Source organism: Actinomadura madurae (assembly GCF_900115095.1).
GTDB classification, from domain to species: domain Bacteria; phylum Actinomycetota; class Actinomycetes; order Streptosporangiales; family Streptosporangiaceae; genus Spirillospora; species Spirillospora madurae.
This window is the reverse complement of sequence record NZ_FOVH01000001.1, coordinates 407,922-422,199: the sequence shown is the minus strand read 5'-3', so window position 1 is coordinate 422,199 and position 14,278 is coordinate 407,922. Positions and strand designations below refer to the sequence as shown.

Genomic DNA, 14,278 nt, shown 5'->3' with positions numbered 1-14,278 from the left:
CCGGTCCCCCGGGTCAATCGCGGTCGATGGTGAAGGTGGTCGTGGTGTTCCTGATGTCCTGGTGGTTGTTCGACAGTTCCAGGCCGTTGAACGTCGCCGAGCCGACCGCGGGGCCCTGCCCGGGTTCGGGCAGCTCGTTCACCCAGATCCCGAAGCCGGACTTGGCGTCGAACTCGTCACCGCTCTTGCGGGCACCGGAAATGCTGACGTTCGTCAGGACGGTGTCGGTCACGGGGTTGAGCGGCTGGCCTCCCGAGTACTTGGTCTGGAACATCATCCCGGAGTAGGTCGGATCGGTGATGTCCACGTCGCTGATGCGGATTCCCCGGAACGCGTACTCCGCCGAGTACAGCCACAGGGCCGGGAACGTCTGCTGGCCCCAGAAGTGGCCGCCGTCCCGGACCAGCGAGATGTTCTCGAACCTCGTTTGGGGGTTCGCCTCGAATCCGAGGGCCGGAATGCTCCCGAACCTCAGCGTCCCGATCGTGATCCCGGAGTAGACGAGCGTGTCGGCGATGTGGATGTCGCGGAAGGTGTTGCCGCCTCCCCCGTAGACGGCGAGGCCGGCGGCCCTCCAGGTCAGCAGCGAGGTCAGGTCCTCGTAGACGTTGCCCGTCTGCTGCTCGTTGCGGTGGTCGATCGCCGGGAAGAGCGCGAAGCTGTCGTCGCCCGTCGTCCGCGTCTCGACGTTCGCGACGTGGTTCCCGCTGCTCCCGTTGGTGAAGTTCAGGCCGTCCGCCCATGTGTCGCGGATGCGGCTGTTCTTGATGGTGGAGTCGTCGACGTTGGTGCCCCAGAACAGGCAGACCACGTGCTCGGCCCAGATGTCGTCGATCGTCATGTCGCTGACGTTGGAGAAGTCGAACACCTTCCCGGGCCCGTCGACGCGGGACGTGTAGTTGCCGAAGAACCCGAAGCCGGAGAACGTCGAGCCGTTGGCGGACGCCTCCGTCCGGAACCCGGCGTCGGTGTTCTGCCGCGCCGCGGGCGTGCGGAACCGCGTGAACCACGGCCCGGCGCCGACGATCTTCACCGCCTTCCCGTAGACCTGGAACTTCTGCGCGGTCTCGTAGGTGCCCGGAGGGAGGTAGACACCGGTCAGGTTCGCGTCCTGGCGGACCTTGTCGAGGGCGTTCTGGACGTCCTGGTGCGTGAACCCGGCGGGCTCCGCGTACTTGGCGGGGTCCGGGTTCGGCGCGGCCGTCGCGAGTTCGGTGTTGATGAAGTCGATGGCGTAGGTGGTGGTGTTGGCGGCGTCCTTCTGCAGCTTGATCCTGCTGCCGGCCGGGACCGTCCGGCCGAGCATCAGGTTCGCCTCGTCGTAGATGTGGCGGGGCGGCCCAGCGCCCGGCGAGTCGCTCGGGCTCGCCTCGTTCCCGTACACCCACGTGTACTTGGACGTCAGGTCGACGGCCTTGAGGAACGTCCCGTCGACGTAGACGTTGAGGGTCGACTCGATGCCGCCGCCGCCCGCCGCGTCCGGGATGGAGTACCGGGTCACGAGCGTGTTGGTGGCCGCCCCGGTGGTGAACTCGACGCTGCTTCCGGTGGTGTTCAGCGTGACGGCGCGGCGGCCGGACGCCTCCCCCGCGAGGTCGCCGACCGTGCGGTTCGGGCCGACGGTCGCCGCGCCGCCGCCGAGCACGCCGTCCTCCGCCTCGTACATGTCGAACGGCAGGTGCGCGCCGCGGCCGACGGACAGGGACTGCTCGGACGTGTTGTTCGCGCGCTTGACCGGGACCTCGTTGGCGTCGTCGTCGACGACGGTCCGCACCGTGAACCGGCCGTTCGCGGCCGTCCAGGTGCCGAGGTCGATCGGTGCGGTCGAGGCGCCGGGGGCGAGCGACCCGCTGTAGGAGCCGGTCAGCGTCTTCACCGCGGCGTCGCCGTCCAGGACCTGGAGGGTGATCCCGTGCGCGCCGCCGGCGGTGGCCCGGGTGCCGTTGTTCCGGAGCGTCACCGCGAAGGTCACGGTGTCGCCCGCCCGCGGGTTGCCGGGGTTCCAGGTGACGGCCTGCGCGACCAGGTCGGAGCTCGGCACCGGCGCCACCGTCAGCTGCGCGCCCGCCACGTTGTCGGTCTCGTTCAGCTCGATCTCGTCGTCGCCGGCGTCGGCCTCGGCGGCGACCGCGTAGGTGCCCGCCTCACGCGTCCCGATCGACGCGGACACCGTCGTGGACGCGCCGGCCGCCAGCTCGCCGACCTGCGCGGACGCCGCCTTCCGGCCGCCGGCCAGGAAGTCGAGCGAGGTCGGGCCGGCGGTGCCCGTCCCGATGTTGCGCACGGTCGCGCGCAGCGTGACGTCGTCGGTCTCGACCGGGGACGCCGGGTCCCACGCGACATCGGTGACCGTCAGGTCCGGGGTCGGCGCCGGGGTGCCGATCACCTGGACCTCGGCGGCCTGGCCGCCGGGCGCGCCGGAGTTGGACGTGAACGCCAGCCGCACGCCGGCCGCGGTCGCGACAATAGGGATCGACACGGTGTTCCCGCTCGCCGGGTCGAAGGTGTACGCGGCGGCCGGCTTGATGGTCGTGAAGGAGCCGTTCGGGGTGCTCCGGCCGAGCACCTCGATCGTCTGGGTGCGGGTCGCCCACGCGGCGTCCGGGTTCAGCTTCACGACCGCGAAGGTGAGGTCGGCCTTCGCGCCGAGATCGACGGTCAGCGTGGCCGGATAGGCGCCCGGCCCCGACTCCCAGTACGTCGCGAGGTCGTTGTCGTTGGCGTTCGCCGCGGTGAACGCGAAGACGTGCGAGGACGCCGTGATCGGCTTCCCGGCGGCGAGGTTCGTGTCGGCCGCCGCGGGCACCGCCGCCGGGCCGGTCAGCCCGGCGGCGGCCAGTGCCGCGGCCAGCAGGATGCGGAGGGACTTCTGTCTCATCGCTGGTTCTGCTCCCTGTCGGTGATTGCGGGGGGTGGGACACCTGCCTGGGAGGAGCGGCAGAAGTTCGCGGACGCGGTCAGCGCAGCCAGACGGCCGTGTCCGGGGGCAGCGCCCCGTCCTGGAGGGGCCCGCTGGCCAGCAGGACCTCGCCGGTCACCGGGGCCGGCTCGGTTCCGAGGTTCACCACGCAGGTCAGGCCTGAGTCGCGGATGAAGGCCAGCACGCCGGCCGCGGACGGGAGCCAGGTGAGGGAGCCGTCGCCGAGGTGCTCGCGGCGGAGCGCCAGGGCGTCCCGGTAGAGGTTCAGCATCGAGCCCGGGTCGGCGTCCTGCGCCTCGACCGTGAGGTCCTTCCAGTCGGGCGGCTGCGGCAGCCACGGGTCGCCGCCGAACCCGAACGGCGGCTCGTCCCCCGCCCAGGGCAGCGGCACACGGCAGCCGTCGCGGCCGGGGTCGGTGTGGCCGGAGCGGGTCCAGATGGGGTCCTCGCGCACGTCGTCGGGGAGGTCCTCGACCTCGGGCAGGCCGAGCTCCTCGCCCTGGTAGACGTAGACGGCGCCCGGCAGCGCCATCGCCAGCAGCGCGGCGGCCCGCGCCCGGCGCACGCCGAGCGCCCGGTCGGTCGGCGCGCCGTGCCGCCGGTCCTGGAGGTCGAACGAGGTGTCGGCGCGGCCGTACCGGGTCACGGGGCGGACGACGTCATGGTTGGACAGCACCCAGGTCGCCGGAGCGCCAAGCGGCACGTGCGTCGCGAGCGTCGTGTCGATCACCCTGCGCAGCGCGTCCGGCTCCAGCGCGCAGTTGAGGAAGTCGAAGTTGAACGCGGTGTGCATCTCGTCCGGGCGCAGGTAGCGCGCGAAGCGCTCCTGGTCGGGCAGCCACACCTCGCCGACGAGCATCCGCTCCGGATAGGCGTCGGTGACCTTGCGCCAGCCCCGGTAGATCTCGTGGACGCCGTCCCGGTCGGTGAAGGGGTCCTGGCCGTCGGGCCCGCCGTCGGGTTCGGCGTCGGGGTCCTTCACCAGCAGCGCGGCCGAGTCGATGCGGATCCCGTCCACGCCGCGGTCGTACCAGAACCGCAGGACGTCGTGGAACTCGTGGACGACGTCCGGGCTGTTCCAGTTGAAGTCGGGCTGCTCGGGGGCGAACAGGTGCAGGTACCACTCGCCGTCCGGGACGCGGGTCCACGCCGGCCCGCCGAAGATCGACCGCCAGTCGTTGGGCGGCCCGCCGTCCTTGCCGGGCCGGAACCAGAACCGCTCCCGCTCCGGTGAGCCCGGCCCGGCCGCGAGCGCCTCCTGGAACCAGGCCGCCTGGTCGGAGGCGTGGTTGGGCACCACGTCCAGGATGATCCGCAACCCGGCCCCGTGCGCCTCGCCGATCAGCGCCTCGGCCTCGGCGAGCGTGCCGAACACCGGCGCGACGTCCCGGTAGTCGGCGACGTCGTAGCCGCCGTCGGCCATCGGCGAGGGGTACCACGGGTTCAGCCACAGCGCGTCGACGCCGAGCCCGGCGAGGTAGGGCAGCCGGCCGCGCAGGCCGGCCAGGTCGCCGACGCCGTCGCCGTTTCCGTCGGCGAAACTGCGCGGGTAGACCTGGTAGATCACCGCGCCGCGCCACCAGTCTTCGGGCATGCGAGCAACTCCTTAGTGCAACGGGGACGGGGGCCTGACGGGGGGGTCAGCCCTTCAGGCCGCCCGCCGTGAGACCGGCCATGATGTGCCGCTGGAAGACGAAGAAGACGACGATGGTGGGCAGGCTCGCGATCACCAGCGAGCCGATCAGCACGTTCTGCGGCACCTGCACCGCGAGGGAGGCGATCGCGACGCTGATCGTCTTGCGTTCGGTGTCGGGCAGCACGAGCAGCGGCCAGACGAAGTCGCGCCAGACGTTCACCACCGTGAAGATCGACACGACGCCGAGGATCGGCCGGGACACCGGCAGCACGATCGACCACAGGATCCGGGCGGGCGACGCGCCGTCCACCTCGGCGGCGTCCAGCAGCTCGGTGGGGATCGAGTCGAAGAACCGCTTGAGCAGGAAGATGTTGAACGCGTTCGCGGCGGCCGGCAACCAGATGGCCCACGGGGTGTTGAGCAGGTTGACGTGCAGGATCGGCAGGTCCTTCACGGTCAGGTAGGCGGGCAGCAGGATGACCATCGGCGGGATCATCAGCGTCGCCAGCATCATGCCGAGGACCGCCCGGCCGAGCAGCGGCCGCAGCTTCGACAGCGCGTACGCGGCGGTGACGTCCACGCCGAGCGTGAACAGCCAGGCGCCGACGGCGTAGACCGTGGTGTTCCACATGTACTTGCCGAGGTCGAGCTGCCGCCACGCCTCCCGGTAGCCGCCCAGGTCGATGCCGCGCGGGAACACGCTCGGCGGGATGTCGGCCAGCTCGTCCGGCGACTTCATCGCGCCGGTGACCATCCAGTACAGCGGGAAGACGAACACGAACGTGAAGGTCACGAAGACGGTGGTGAAGACCGTCCAGTAGACCGCCTTGCCGCGGCGGGTGCCGAGCGCGTGCGGCGAGACGAGGGTCCGCGTCTCCGCCATGCCTACCTCGCTTCCTCGCGCGAGACGCGCAGGTAGACGACGGAGAACACGATCAGGACGAGCATGAGCATCAGCCCGAGCGCGCCGCCTCCGCCGAAATTCGTGAAGTTGAACGCGTACTGGTACATCAGGTAGGCGACAGTGACGGTGGCGTCCTCGGGCCCGCCGCCGGTGAGCAGGAACGGCTCGATGAACACCTGCATCGTCGCGATGATCTGCAGGAGCAGCATCACGAGGAGGATCAGCCTCGTCTGCGGGACCGTGATGTGCCGGATACGGCGGAACAGCCCGGCCCCGTCCAGCTCCGCCGCCTCGTACAGCTCGCCGGGGATGGTCTGCAGCGCGGCCAGGTAGATCAGGGTGCCGCTGCCGAGGTTCATCCACGTCGACACCAGCACCAGCGACACCAGCGCCGTCGAGGTCGAGTCGAGCCAGCTCAGTCCCGGAAGCTGGAAGAACCCGAGGATCTGGTTGAACAGCCCCGGCCCGGGGTCGTAGAACCACTTGAACAGCAGCACCGCGACCGCGGGCGGCAGCATCACCGGCAGGTACACGACGAACCGCAGGTAGCCGCGGGCGTGCCTCAGCTCGTTCAGCACGATCGCGATGGCGAACGGCACGACGTACCCGATCACCAGCGCCAGCAGGGTGAAGATCGCGGTGTTGACCCAGGCGTCCACGAACACCGGGTCGCGGATCACGGTGCGGAAGTTCTCCAGGCCGACCCACTCGGCGTCCCCGACGAAGTTCGTCCGCTGGAAGCTGAGCAGCACCTCGCGGACGATCGGGTACCAGGAGAAGAACGCGAAGCAGATCAGCGCCCCGGACAGGAACCCGTAGGCGGTCAGGTTGCGCCGCGCGCTCCGCCGGGCGCGGCCGGGCGTGCGCGGGGCCGCGGGCCGCTCGCGCTCGGAGGGCCGCGCCCGCGTCCGCACTGTGGTCATGGTCGGTGTCCCCTCGGGAGGCCCGGGACGCCGGCGGGGTGGCCGCCGGCGGCCCGGTGGCGGGCGTCAGCTTCCGGACCGCGCGAGCGCGGCGTCGGCCTTCTTCTGCGCGTCCGCGAGCAGCTGGTCGATGTTCGCGTCACGCCTGGTCAGCACGGCCGAGACGGCCGAATCGAGGATGGCGTAGAGCTGCTGCGCCTGCGGCGGCTCCAGCTTCCCGGGGACGCTCGGGTAGGCGTCCTCGTACGGCTTGAAGTTCCGCACCGGCAGGTTCGCGGACGCGGCGCGCAGGTCCCGGTCCTTCTGCCCGGTCGCGTTCTGCCCGAAGAGCTTGGGCTGCGGGAGCCCGACCGGGCGCCCGTCCTTCGCGGCCCGTGCGTAGTTCAGCTGCCCCCGACCCGGCGTGATCATGGCGAAGTCGAGCCACATCAGCCCGGCCTTGATCTTCTCCGGTGACGCCTTCGGGTTGATCATGTAGCCGTCGCCGCCGAGCAGCGTGCCCGTCGCGCCCGGGATCGGGCCCATGCCGTAGTCCTCGTAGTCGCCCTTGAACTGGTCGACGAGCGCGGTGGCGTTGTCGGGGGCGCCGAGGTACATGCCGAGCTTGCCGGCCGCCATCATCCGCTGGATGTCGGCGTCGACGAGGAGTTGCTTGCCGCCCATCGAGTCGTCCGTCCAGCGCATGTCCTTGAGGTTCTGCAGGACGGCCCTGCCCTGCGGGCCGTTGAACGCCGACTTCCTGCCGTCCGGGCTCACCATGGAGCCGCCCTGGCTGTAGAGCGAGGTGGTGAAGTGCCACCCGCCCTGGTTCTTGGCGCTCAGCTCGGCGTAGCCGACGACCCCGTCGCCGAGGGCGCTGATCTTCTTGGCGGCGTCGCGGACCTCGGCCCAGGTCTTGGGCGGCGCGTCCGGGTTCAGGCCGGCCTTCTCGAACAGCTTCCGGTTGTAGAACAGGCCCATCGTGTAGTTCTGGCGCGGCAGCCCGTACACCTTGTCGGCGTCCTTGAAGACCTTCATGACGGCCGGGTCGAGGTTCCCGTACTGCTTGACCTGGCCGAGGTACGGGGTGATGTCGGCGGCCTGGCCGTGCGCGACGATGTTCCTGACGTCGGTGAAGTAGACGTAGAAGACGTCCTCCATCTGCCCGCCCGCGAGCTTCGCCTGGAAGGTCTGCGGGTCGATGCAGGGGAAGGCGTCCTTGCCCTCGACGGTGATGTTGGGGTGCAGCTTCTGGAACGCGGCGGCGTCCTCGTTCCACTCCTTGCGCTGGGCCGCCTGGCTCTTGGCCGGCATGCAGCCGACCGTGATCGACACCTTGGTGCCGGCGTCCAGGGGCGCGGTGTCCTTGGCGTCGGAGCCGTCCCCGCCGCAGCCGGCGGCGGTCGCGCCGAGCACCGCGGTGAGCATCGTCAGGGTGGCGAGTATCCGGGGTCTCATGGGGGTTCCTCCTGGGCCGTCGGGTCGGCCGATTGCGAGGAACATACAGAGAGCTACATCACAATGCAATAGATGAATCGACATGCGCAAGTAGTCGACAAAATGACCGGTCACCGCTGCAAACAGACGTCGGACACGCGAAAGCCGCCCTGCGAAAGGGCGGCTTCCGGACGGTCCTCAATCGGCGCGGCGTCAGGCGGCGCGGACGGGCGCGGTCGACGCCCGGACGACGAGCTCCGGCTCGTACAGCAGTTCCTCGGCGGTCACCGAGCCGCCTTCCACCTGGTTCACCAGCAGCGCCACCGCCGCGCGCCCGATGGCCTCGATCGGCTGCCGGACGGTGGTCAGCGGCGGGTTCACGCAATTCATGAACGCCGAGTCGTCGTAACCGACGACCGAAACGTCGTCCGGCACCGACTTGCCGAGCCGCCGCACCGCGCGGATGACGCCGAGCGCGAGGGGGTCGCTGGCGCAGATGATGCCGGTCACGCCGTCGCGGATGAGCCGGCCGGTGACCGCCTGCCCGCCCTCCAGCGAGAACATGCTGCGCCTGACCCACGCGTCGGGCAGGTCGACGCCGGCGCGCTCGGCGGCGTCGCGGACGGCGGCGAGCTTGCGGCTGCACGGCACGTGGTCCTCGGGTCCGAGGACGATCCCGATCCGCTCGTGCCCGAGCGACAGCAGGTGCGCGAACGCCTGCTCGGCGGCCACCGCGTCGTCGGTGGAGACCTGCGGGAAGCTCAGCTTCTCGGCCGCCGCGTTGACCAGCACGACGGGCAGCCGCACGTCGAGCAGGCGGTGGTAGTGGTCGTGCGGCGCGTCGGCCTCGGCGTACAGCCCGCCCGCGAAGACCACCCCGGACGCCTGCTGCTGGAGGAGCATCTCGACGTAGTCGGCCTCCGACAGGCCGCCCGGGGTGAGCGTGCACAGCACCGGCGTGAACCCGCGCTGGGCGAGGGCGCCGCCGACGACCTCGGCCAGCGCGGGGAAGATCGGGTTGCCGAGCTCGGGCAGCACGAGGCCGACCAGCCGGGCCCGCTCGCCCCGCAGCTGGGTGGGGCGCTCGTAGCCGAGCACGTCGAGGGCGGTGAGCACCGCGGCGCGGGTCGCGTCCGACACGCCGGGCTTGCCGTTCAGGACCCGGCTGACGGTGGCCTCGCTGACCCCGACCTTCTTGGCGACCTCGGCCAGTCGACGTGTCATGCCGCAACTATACGACGCCGCCCTGCAAGTTCAGCAGGGCGGGCGCAAACCGCTTACATTCCTTGCGCGCGGGCGACGCGGTTGACCGCGGACAGCATCGCCTTGAGGGACGCGGTGACGATGTTGCCGTCGATGCCGACGCCCCACACCGTCGTCCCGTCCCCGTCGCCGAACCGGACGTCGCACTCGACGTAGGCGGCGGCGCGCGCGTCGCCGCCCGCGCTCATCGCGTGCTCGGCGTAGTCCAGCACCCGCACGCCGATCCCGACCGTGTCGAGCGCGTCCTGGAACGCCGAGACCGGGCCGTTGCCGACGCCCTCGATCTCGCGGATCTCGCCGTCCACCCGGACGTCGCAGCTGAGCGCGTCCTTCTCGTCCACGCGGGACGTCGTGCGGTGGGCCAGCAGCCCGGCGCGCGGCCCGTTGGCGAGGAACTCCGACTCGAAGATCTCCCACATCCGCTCGGCCGTGACCTCGCCGCCCGCGGTGTCGGTGTGCTCCTGCACGACCCGGGAGAACTCGATCTGCAGCCGCCGCGGCAGCTCCAGCGCGTGCTCGGTCTTCATCACGTAGGCGACGCCGCCCTTGCCGGACTGGCTGTTGACCCGGATGACGGCCTCGTAGGTCCGGCCGACGTCGTGCGGGTCGATCGGCAGGTACGGGACCTCCCAGCGGTACTCGTCCACCGGCACCCCGGCGGCCTCGGCGTCCTTGCGCAGGTGGTCGAAGCCCTTGTTGATGGCGTCCTGGTGCGAGCCGGAGAACGCGGTGTACACCAGGTCGCCGCCGTAGGGGTGGCGCTCGTGCACGGGCAGCTGGTTGCAGTACTCGACCGTCCGGCGGATTTCATCGATGTCGGAGAAGTCGATCCGCGGGTCGACGCCCTGGGTGAACAGGTTCAGGCCCAGCGTGACCAGGCACACGTTGCCGGTGCGCTCGCCGTTGCCGAACAGGCAGCCCTCGATGCGGTCGGCGCCCGCCATGTAGCCCAGCTCGGCGGCGGCGACGGCCGTCCCGCGGTCGTTGTGCGGGTGCAGGGACAGGATGACGGAGTCCCGGTAGGCCAGGTTCCGGTTCATCCACTCGATCTGGTCGGCGTACACGTTCGGGGTGGCCATCTCGACCGTGGCCGGCAGGTTGACGATGACCTTCCTGCCCGGCGCCGGCTTCCACACGTCGTTGACGGCGTTGCAGACCTCGACGGCGTACTCCAGCTCGGTGCCGGTGAACGACTCGGGCGAGTACTGGAAGAAGATCTCGGTGTCGCCCATGTCCTCGGCGAGCTTGGCGCACAGCTTGGCGCCCTCGACGGCGATCGCGGTGATGCCGTCCCTGTCCTGCCCGAACACCACGCGGCGCTGCAGGGTGCTCGTCGAGTTGTACAGGTGGACGATCGCCTGCTTCGCGCCGCGGACCGACTCGAAGGTCCGCTCGATCAGCTCGGGGCGGGCCTGCGTCAGGACCTGGATCACCACGTCGTCGGGGATCCGGTCCTCTTCGATGATCTGCCGGACGAAGTCGTAGTCGGTCTGGCTGGCCGCCGGGAACCCGACCTCGATCTCCTTGTACCCCATCCGTACCAGCAGCTCGAACATCTTGAGCTTGCGGTGGGCGTCCATCGGGTCGATCAGGGCCTGGTTGCCGTCGCGCAGGTCGACGGCGCACCAGCGGGGCGCCTCGGTGATGACGGCGTCCGGCCACGTCCGGTCGGCGAGCCTGACGGGGGCGAAGGGCCGGTAGCGCTGGAAGGGCATGCCGGAGGACTGCTGTTGCGGATACATCCGTTGGGGTCTCTCTGCTCGAACCTCGCGGCCGACGTCCACGTTGAACTCCCGCAGCGAGGGAGCCGACCTGGTTACAGGCCCCCGCTGCGGCCGCTAAGGAGGAGCAGCTCACGCAACACGAGGGCCAAGTTAACAGATGGCATCCGAGTCACGGAAACCGGCGTCCGGATGATGAGACGGTCATTCCCCGTCCCGTCCGGGGACGAGCACGCTGAGGCAGGTCACGCAGCCGTCCAGCGCCTCGAACTCGCTGATGTCGACGCTCGTGACGCGCAGCCCGTCCGCCGCGAGGGACGCGGCCGTGCGCGGCGCCGCCGCCGACATCAGGACGTGGCCCGGCCCGAGCAGCACCACGTGCGCCCCCTCCGGCTCCGGCGCGACGCGCAGGCCGGGCAGCACCGAGGTGTCCACCATGTCCGGGACGCCGATCAGGCCGCCGTCCGGCAGCGCGGTCATCGCCGACTTCAGGTGCAGGCAGCCGCTGATGCCCACCGGGACGACCTTCCGCCCGCCCAGCAGGCGCGCGAGCTGGCAGATGCCCTCCTCGTTCGTCCGGGCGCCGCGCCCGACGTAGACCGTGTCGCCGACCGCGAGGACGTCGCCGCCGTCCAGGGTCCCCGGCGCCGTGATCCGCTCGACCCGCAGGCCCAGCTCCCGCGCCGCCCGCTCCGCCCCGGCGAGCTCGCCGCGGCGGCCCGGCGCGCCCGACCGGCCGAGGATCGCCAGGCCGCCGCAGACGACCAGGGCGTCCTCGACGAACACCGCGTCCGGGTGGTCGTCGGCGGGTGCGACGTCGCGGACCCGCCAGCCCGCCGACCGCAGCGCCGCGACGTACGCCGCGTGCTGGCGCGCCGCGAGGGCGGTGTCCACCGGGCGGGGCGCCGCGTGCGTGACGATCCCCTCGGCCAGCCGCGGGCCCGGCGCCCGGACCAGCGCCCTCCCGGTGCCGCGCGGGCCGGTGGCAGGGCCCATGTCGCCGGTGGCAGGGCCCATGTCAGCGCGCCGCCCCCTCCGTGGTCACGATGACGCCGAGCGCGTAGGCGCGGGACATCCCGAGCAGGTCCGCGACACCGTGCAGGGCCAGCCGCTCCCCCTCGCCGAGCGGCCCGTCGGCCAGGCCGATCCGGACGGCCTGCGCGAGGAACCACTCCTTGGCCTCCACGGCGAGCTGGGCGCCCGCCCGGACGACCTCCTGCTCCAGGAAGGTGCGGCGCAGCGCGAGATCGGCGTCGACGGCGTCGCCGTCGTACTCCGGCTCGCCGTACCCGGTCACCGTCGCGACCGCGCGGGCGCGGGACGCGGCGTCGGCCGGGTCGCCGGCGCGCAGCACCAGGGCCGCCGCCGCCCGCATCCCGGCGGCGAGCGCCTCGGCCATCTGCCGGGCGGTCGGCGTCCGCAGCGCCGACACCGGGAACCGGCCCCGGCACGTCCGGCACTCCACGGCGTGCCCGAGCCGCCACAGCGGCACCATCGGGACGAAGAACACCGAGAACCAGCGGCGCCCGGCCCGCCGCCGGTAGGCGCGGTCGCCCCCGCACTGCGGGCAGTGGAACGTCCCCTCGCTGACGGTACGGAACACCGCCGTCAGGCCGAAAACGAGCAACACCGGGGCTCTCCTCCCATAACGGACTTCGTTCCAAAGTACCGATCCGGCGCCGCCGCCGGGGGCGTCCCGGACAATGCCGTTCCTGCGTTTACGCTGGGTCCATGACCGGTGACCTCGGATCCGACGCGGAGCGCGCGCGGTCTCGCCCGACCTTCCTGCCGCCCGTCGACGGCTACCCGCCGCCGCCGGCCACCTCGACCGGCGACGGGGCCGTCCCCGCCGGATACCCGCCGCGGCGCGGCACGCCCTGGATCCTCGCCATGATCGTCGCGGCGTCGGCGCTGCTGGTGGCGGCGTTCCTGCCGTGGGCGCGGGCCCAGGTCGTCGTCGACCTGTTCGGCCGCACGCTGAGCCGCGACATCGGCAGCCTGGCGGGCATCGACGCCGACGGCACGGTCCTCGCCGTCCCGGTGCTCGCCGTGGTCTCGATCGCGCTGGCCGCCTGGGACCTGATCGGGCGGGACGCGCGGATCGGCGCGCTCGCCGCCGTCCCCGGCATGCTCGCCCTGCTGGTGTGCGGCCTGTTCGTGCTGCGGCTCGACGACGTCCGCGACAACCTGCCCGACACCGGGCTGGACCTCGGCTACCAGATCACCGTCCGGTTCGGCTGGTACCTCGCGGTCATCGCGTCCCTGCTGGTCGTCGGCTTCAGCCTCGCCCGTCCCATCAGCGAGCGGGTGTCGGCGCACCGGGAGGCGGGGCAGCCGCACCATCCGCAGTACGCGCACCCGGACCAGCGGTATCCGGACCAGCAGTACCCAGACCAGCAGTACCCGGACCAGTACTCGAACCAGCGGTACTCGACCGGCGAGTACGCCGCCTGGCCGTCGGAGGACCAGGCGTGGGGCCGCGAGGAGCATGCGGCGCACGCGGACGCGGCACCGGAGCCCCGGCCCGACGAGCAGCCAGAGGACCAGGCCCCCGGGCGGGACGCCGGTCAGTCGTAGAACCCGAGCCGGCGGAGCTGCTTGGGGTCGCGCTGCCAGTCCTTGAGGACGCTGACGCGCAGGTCGAGGAACACCTTCGTGCCGAGCAGCGCCTCGATCTGCCGGCGCGCCGCCGCGCCGACCTCCCGCAGCCGCGAGCCCTTGTGCCCGATGATGATCCCCTTCTGGCTGGGGCGCTCGACGAACAGGTGCGCGTAGACGTCGATCATGTCGTCGCGGCCCTCGCGCGGGCCCATCTCGTCCACGGTGACGGCGATCGAGTGGGGCAGCTCGTCGCGGACGCCCTCCAGCGCGGCCTCGCGGATCAGCTCGCCGACGAGGACCTGCTCGGGCTCGTCGGTGAGGTCGTCCTCCGGGTAGAGGGGCATGCCCTCGGGCAGGTGGCCGATCAGCAGGTCGCCGACCAGGCCGACCTGGAACCCGCTCTCGGCGGAGCACGGCACGATGTCGGCGAACTCGCCGAGCCGCCCGACCGCGAGGAGCTGCTCGGCCACCCGCTCCGGCGCGGCCAGGTCGGTCTTGGTGACGATCGCGACCACCGGCGTCTTCTTCACCGAGGCCAGCTCCCGGGCGATGTACTTGTCGCCGGGCCCGACCGGCTGGTCCGCCGGGACGCAGAACCCGATCGCGTCCACCTCGGTCAGCGTCGACCGGACGAGGCTGTCGAGCCGCTCCCCGAGCAGCGTGCGGGGCTTGTGCAGGCCGGGGGTGTCGACCACGACGAGCTGCGCGTCCGGCCGGTGCACGATCCCCCGGATGGCGCGCCGCGTCGTCTGCGGGCGGCTGCTGGTGATCGCGACCTTGGTGCCCACCAGGGCGTTCATCAGGGTCGACTTGCCCACGTTCGGGCGCCCGATGAAGCACGCGAACCCGGCGCGCATGGTCATTGCGGTGTCCTCCTCGTTCGGGCCCGGACAG

At 71.6% G+C, this 14,278-nt stretch carries 11 protein-coding genes; 1 reads left to right on the top strand and 10 read right to left on the bottom strand.

Annotated elements, in window-relative coordinates; translation table 11 throughout:
- Nucleotides 1-13: 13 nt before the first annotated feature.
- The 9 genes from BM339_RS02015 to BM339_RS01975 all read right to left on the bottom strand — a co-directional run bounded on the left by BM339_RS02015 (nt 14) and on the right by BM339_RS01975 (nt 12,413).
- Nucleotides 14-2,878, bottom strand: a complete 2,865-nt coding sequence (locus BM339_RS02015) for a CARDB domain-containing protein (RefSeq protein ID WP_075019737.1) — start codon at nt 2,876-2,878, stop codon at nt 14-16.
- A 79-nt stretch (nt 2,879-2,957) separates the two neighbouring features.
- Nucleotides 2,958-4,514 carry a glycoside hydrolase family 13 protein gene (locus tag BM339_RS02010; protein WP_021599047.1) on the bottom strand — a complete coding sequence of 519 codons (1,557 nt, stop codon included), beginning with the start codon at nt 4,512-4,514 and terminating at the stop codon, nt 2,958-2,960.
- Nucleotides 4,515-4,560: 46 nt separating this feature from the next.
- Complete coding sequence (locus tag BM339_RS02005) at nt 4,561-5,439, bottom strand: carbohydrate ABC transporter permease (protein WP_075019736.1); 879 nt, start codon at nt 5,437-5,439, stop codon at nt 4,561-4,563.
- Between the two features lie 2 nt (nt 5,440-5,441).
- A complete protein-coding gene (locus BM339_RS02000; RefSeq protein ID WP_075019735.1) occupies nt 5,442-6,383 on the bottom strand; it encodes a carbohydrate ABC transporter permease in 942 nt (313 codons plus the stop codon).
- 66 nt (nt 6,384-6,449) lie between these two features.
- Entirely contained in the window at nt 6,450-7,820 is a 1,371-nt protein-coding gene (locus BM339_RS01995; protein ID WP_075019734.1) for an ABC transporter substrate-binding protein, read from the bottom strand.
- Nucleotides 7,821-8,012: 192 nt separating this feature from the next.
- Entirely contained in the window at nt 8,013-9,023 is a 1,011-nt protein-coding gene (locus BM339_RS01990; protein WP_075019733.1) for a LacI family DNA-binding transcriptional regulator, read from the bottom strand.
- 53 nt (nt 9,024-9,076) lie between these two features.
- Nucleotides 9,077-10,804 carry a 2-isopropylmalate synthase gene (gene leuA, locus BM339_RS01985; RefSeq protein WP_075019732.1) on the bottom strand — a complete coding sequence of 576 codons (1,728 nt, stop codon included), beginning with the start codon at nt 10,802-10,804 and terminating at the stop codon, nt 9,077-9,079.
- 183 nt (nt 10,805-10,987) lie between these two features.
- Complete coding sequence (gene ddaH, locus BM339_RS01980) at nt 10,988-11,800, bottom strand: dimethylargininase (protein ID WP_256255159.1); 813 nt, start codon at nt 11,798-11,800, stop codon at nt 10,988-10,990.
- A 1-nt stretch (nt 11,801) separates the two neighbouring features.
- The gene (locus tag BM339_RS01975; protein WP_024934604.1) at nt 11,802-12,413 is read right to left on the bottom strand and encodes a hypothetical protein; all 612 of its coding nucleotides are present in this window, start codon (nt 12,411-12,413) and stop codon (nt 11,802-11,804) included.
- 101 nt (nt 12,414-12,514) lie between these two features.
- Between BM339_RS01975 and BM339_RS01970 the strand changes: the two genes are divergently transcribed.
- Entirely contained in the window at nt 12,515-13,360 is an 846-nt protein-coding gene (locus BM339_RS01970) for a hypothetical protein (protein ID WP_075019731.1), read from the top strand.
- On the opposite strand, the gene era is transcribed toward BM339_RS01970, so the two are convergent.
- Complete coding sequence (era, locus tag BM339_RS01965; RefSeq protein ID WP_021600055.1) at nt 13,351-14,247, bottom strand: GTPase Era; 897 nt, start codon at nt 14,245-14,247, stop codon at nt 13,351-13,353. The two genes, BM339_RS01970 and era, sit on opposite strands and share 10 nt — an antisense overlap.
- Nucleotides 14,248-14,278 lie beyond the last annotated feature (31 nt).

Coding starts and splice junctions, on each gene's coding strand:
- BM339_RS02015 (WP_075019737.1), bottom strand. CDS start 2,878: ATGAGACAGAAGTCCCTCCGCATCCTGCTGGCCGCGGCACTGGCCGCC.
- BM339_RS02010 (WP_021599047.1), bottom strand. CDS start 4,514: ATGCCCGAAGACTGGTGGCGCGGCGCGGTGATCTACCAGGTCTACCCG.
- BM339_RS02005 (WP_075019736.1), bottom strand. CDS start 5,439: ATGGCGGAGACGCGGACCCTCGTCTCGCCGCACGCGCTCGGCACCCGC.
- BM339_RS02000 (WP_075019735.1), bottom strand. CDS start 6,383: ATGACCACAGTGCGGACGCGGGCGCGGCCCTCCGAGCGCGAGCGGCCC.
- BM339_RS01995 (WP_075019734.1), bottom strand. CDS start 7,820: ATGAGACCCCGGATACTCGCCACCCTGACGATGCTCACCGCGGTGCTC.
- BM339_RS01990 (WP_075019733.1), bottom strand. CDS start 9,023: ATGACACGTCGACTGGCCGAGGTCGCCAAGAAGGTCGGGGTCAGCGAG.
- leuA (WP_075019732.1), bottom strand. CDS start 10,804: ATGTATCCGCAACAGCAGTCCTCCGGCATGCCCTTCCAGCGCTACCGG.
- ddaH (WP_256255159.1), bottom strand. CDS start 11,800: ATGGGCCCTGCCACCGGCGACATGGGCCCTGCCACCGGCCCGCGCGGC.
- BM339_RS01970 (WP_075019731.1), top strand. CDS start 12,515: ATGACCGGTGACCTCGGATCCGACGCGGAGCGCGCGCGGTCTCGCCCG.
- era (WP_021600055.1), bottom strand. CDS start 14,247: ATGACCATGCGCGCCGGGTTCGCGTGCTTCATCGGGCGCCCGAACGTG.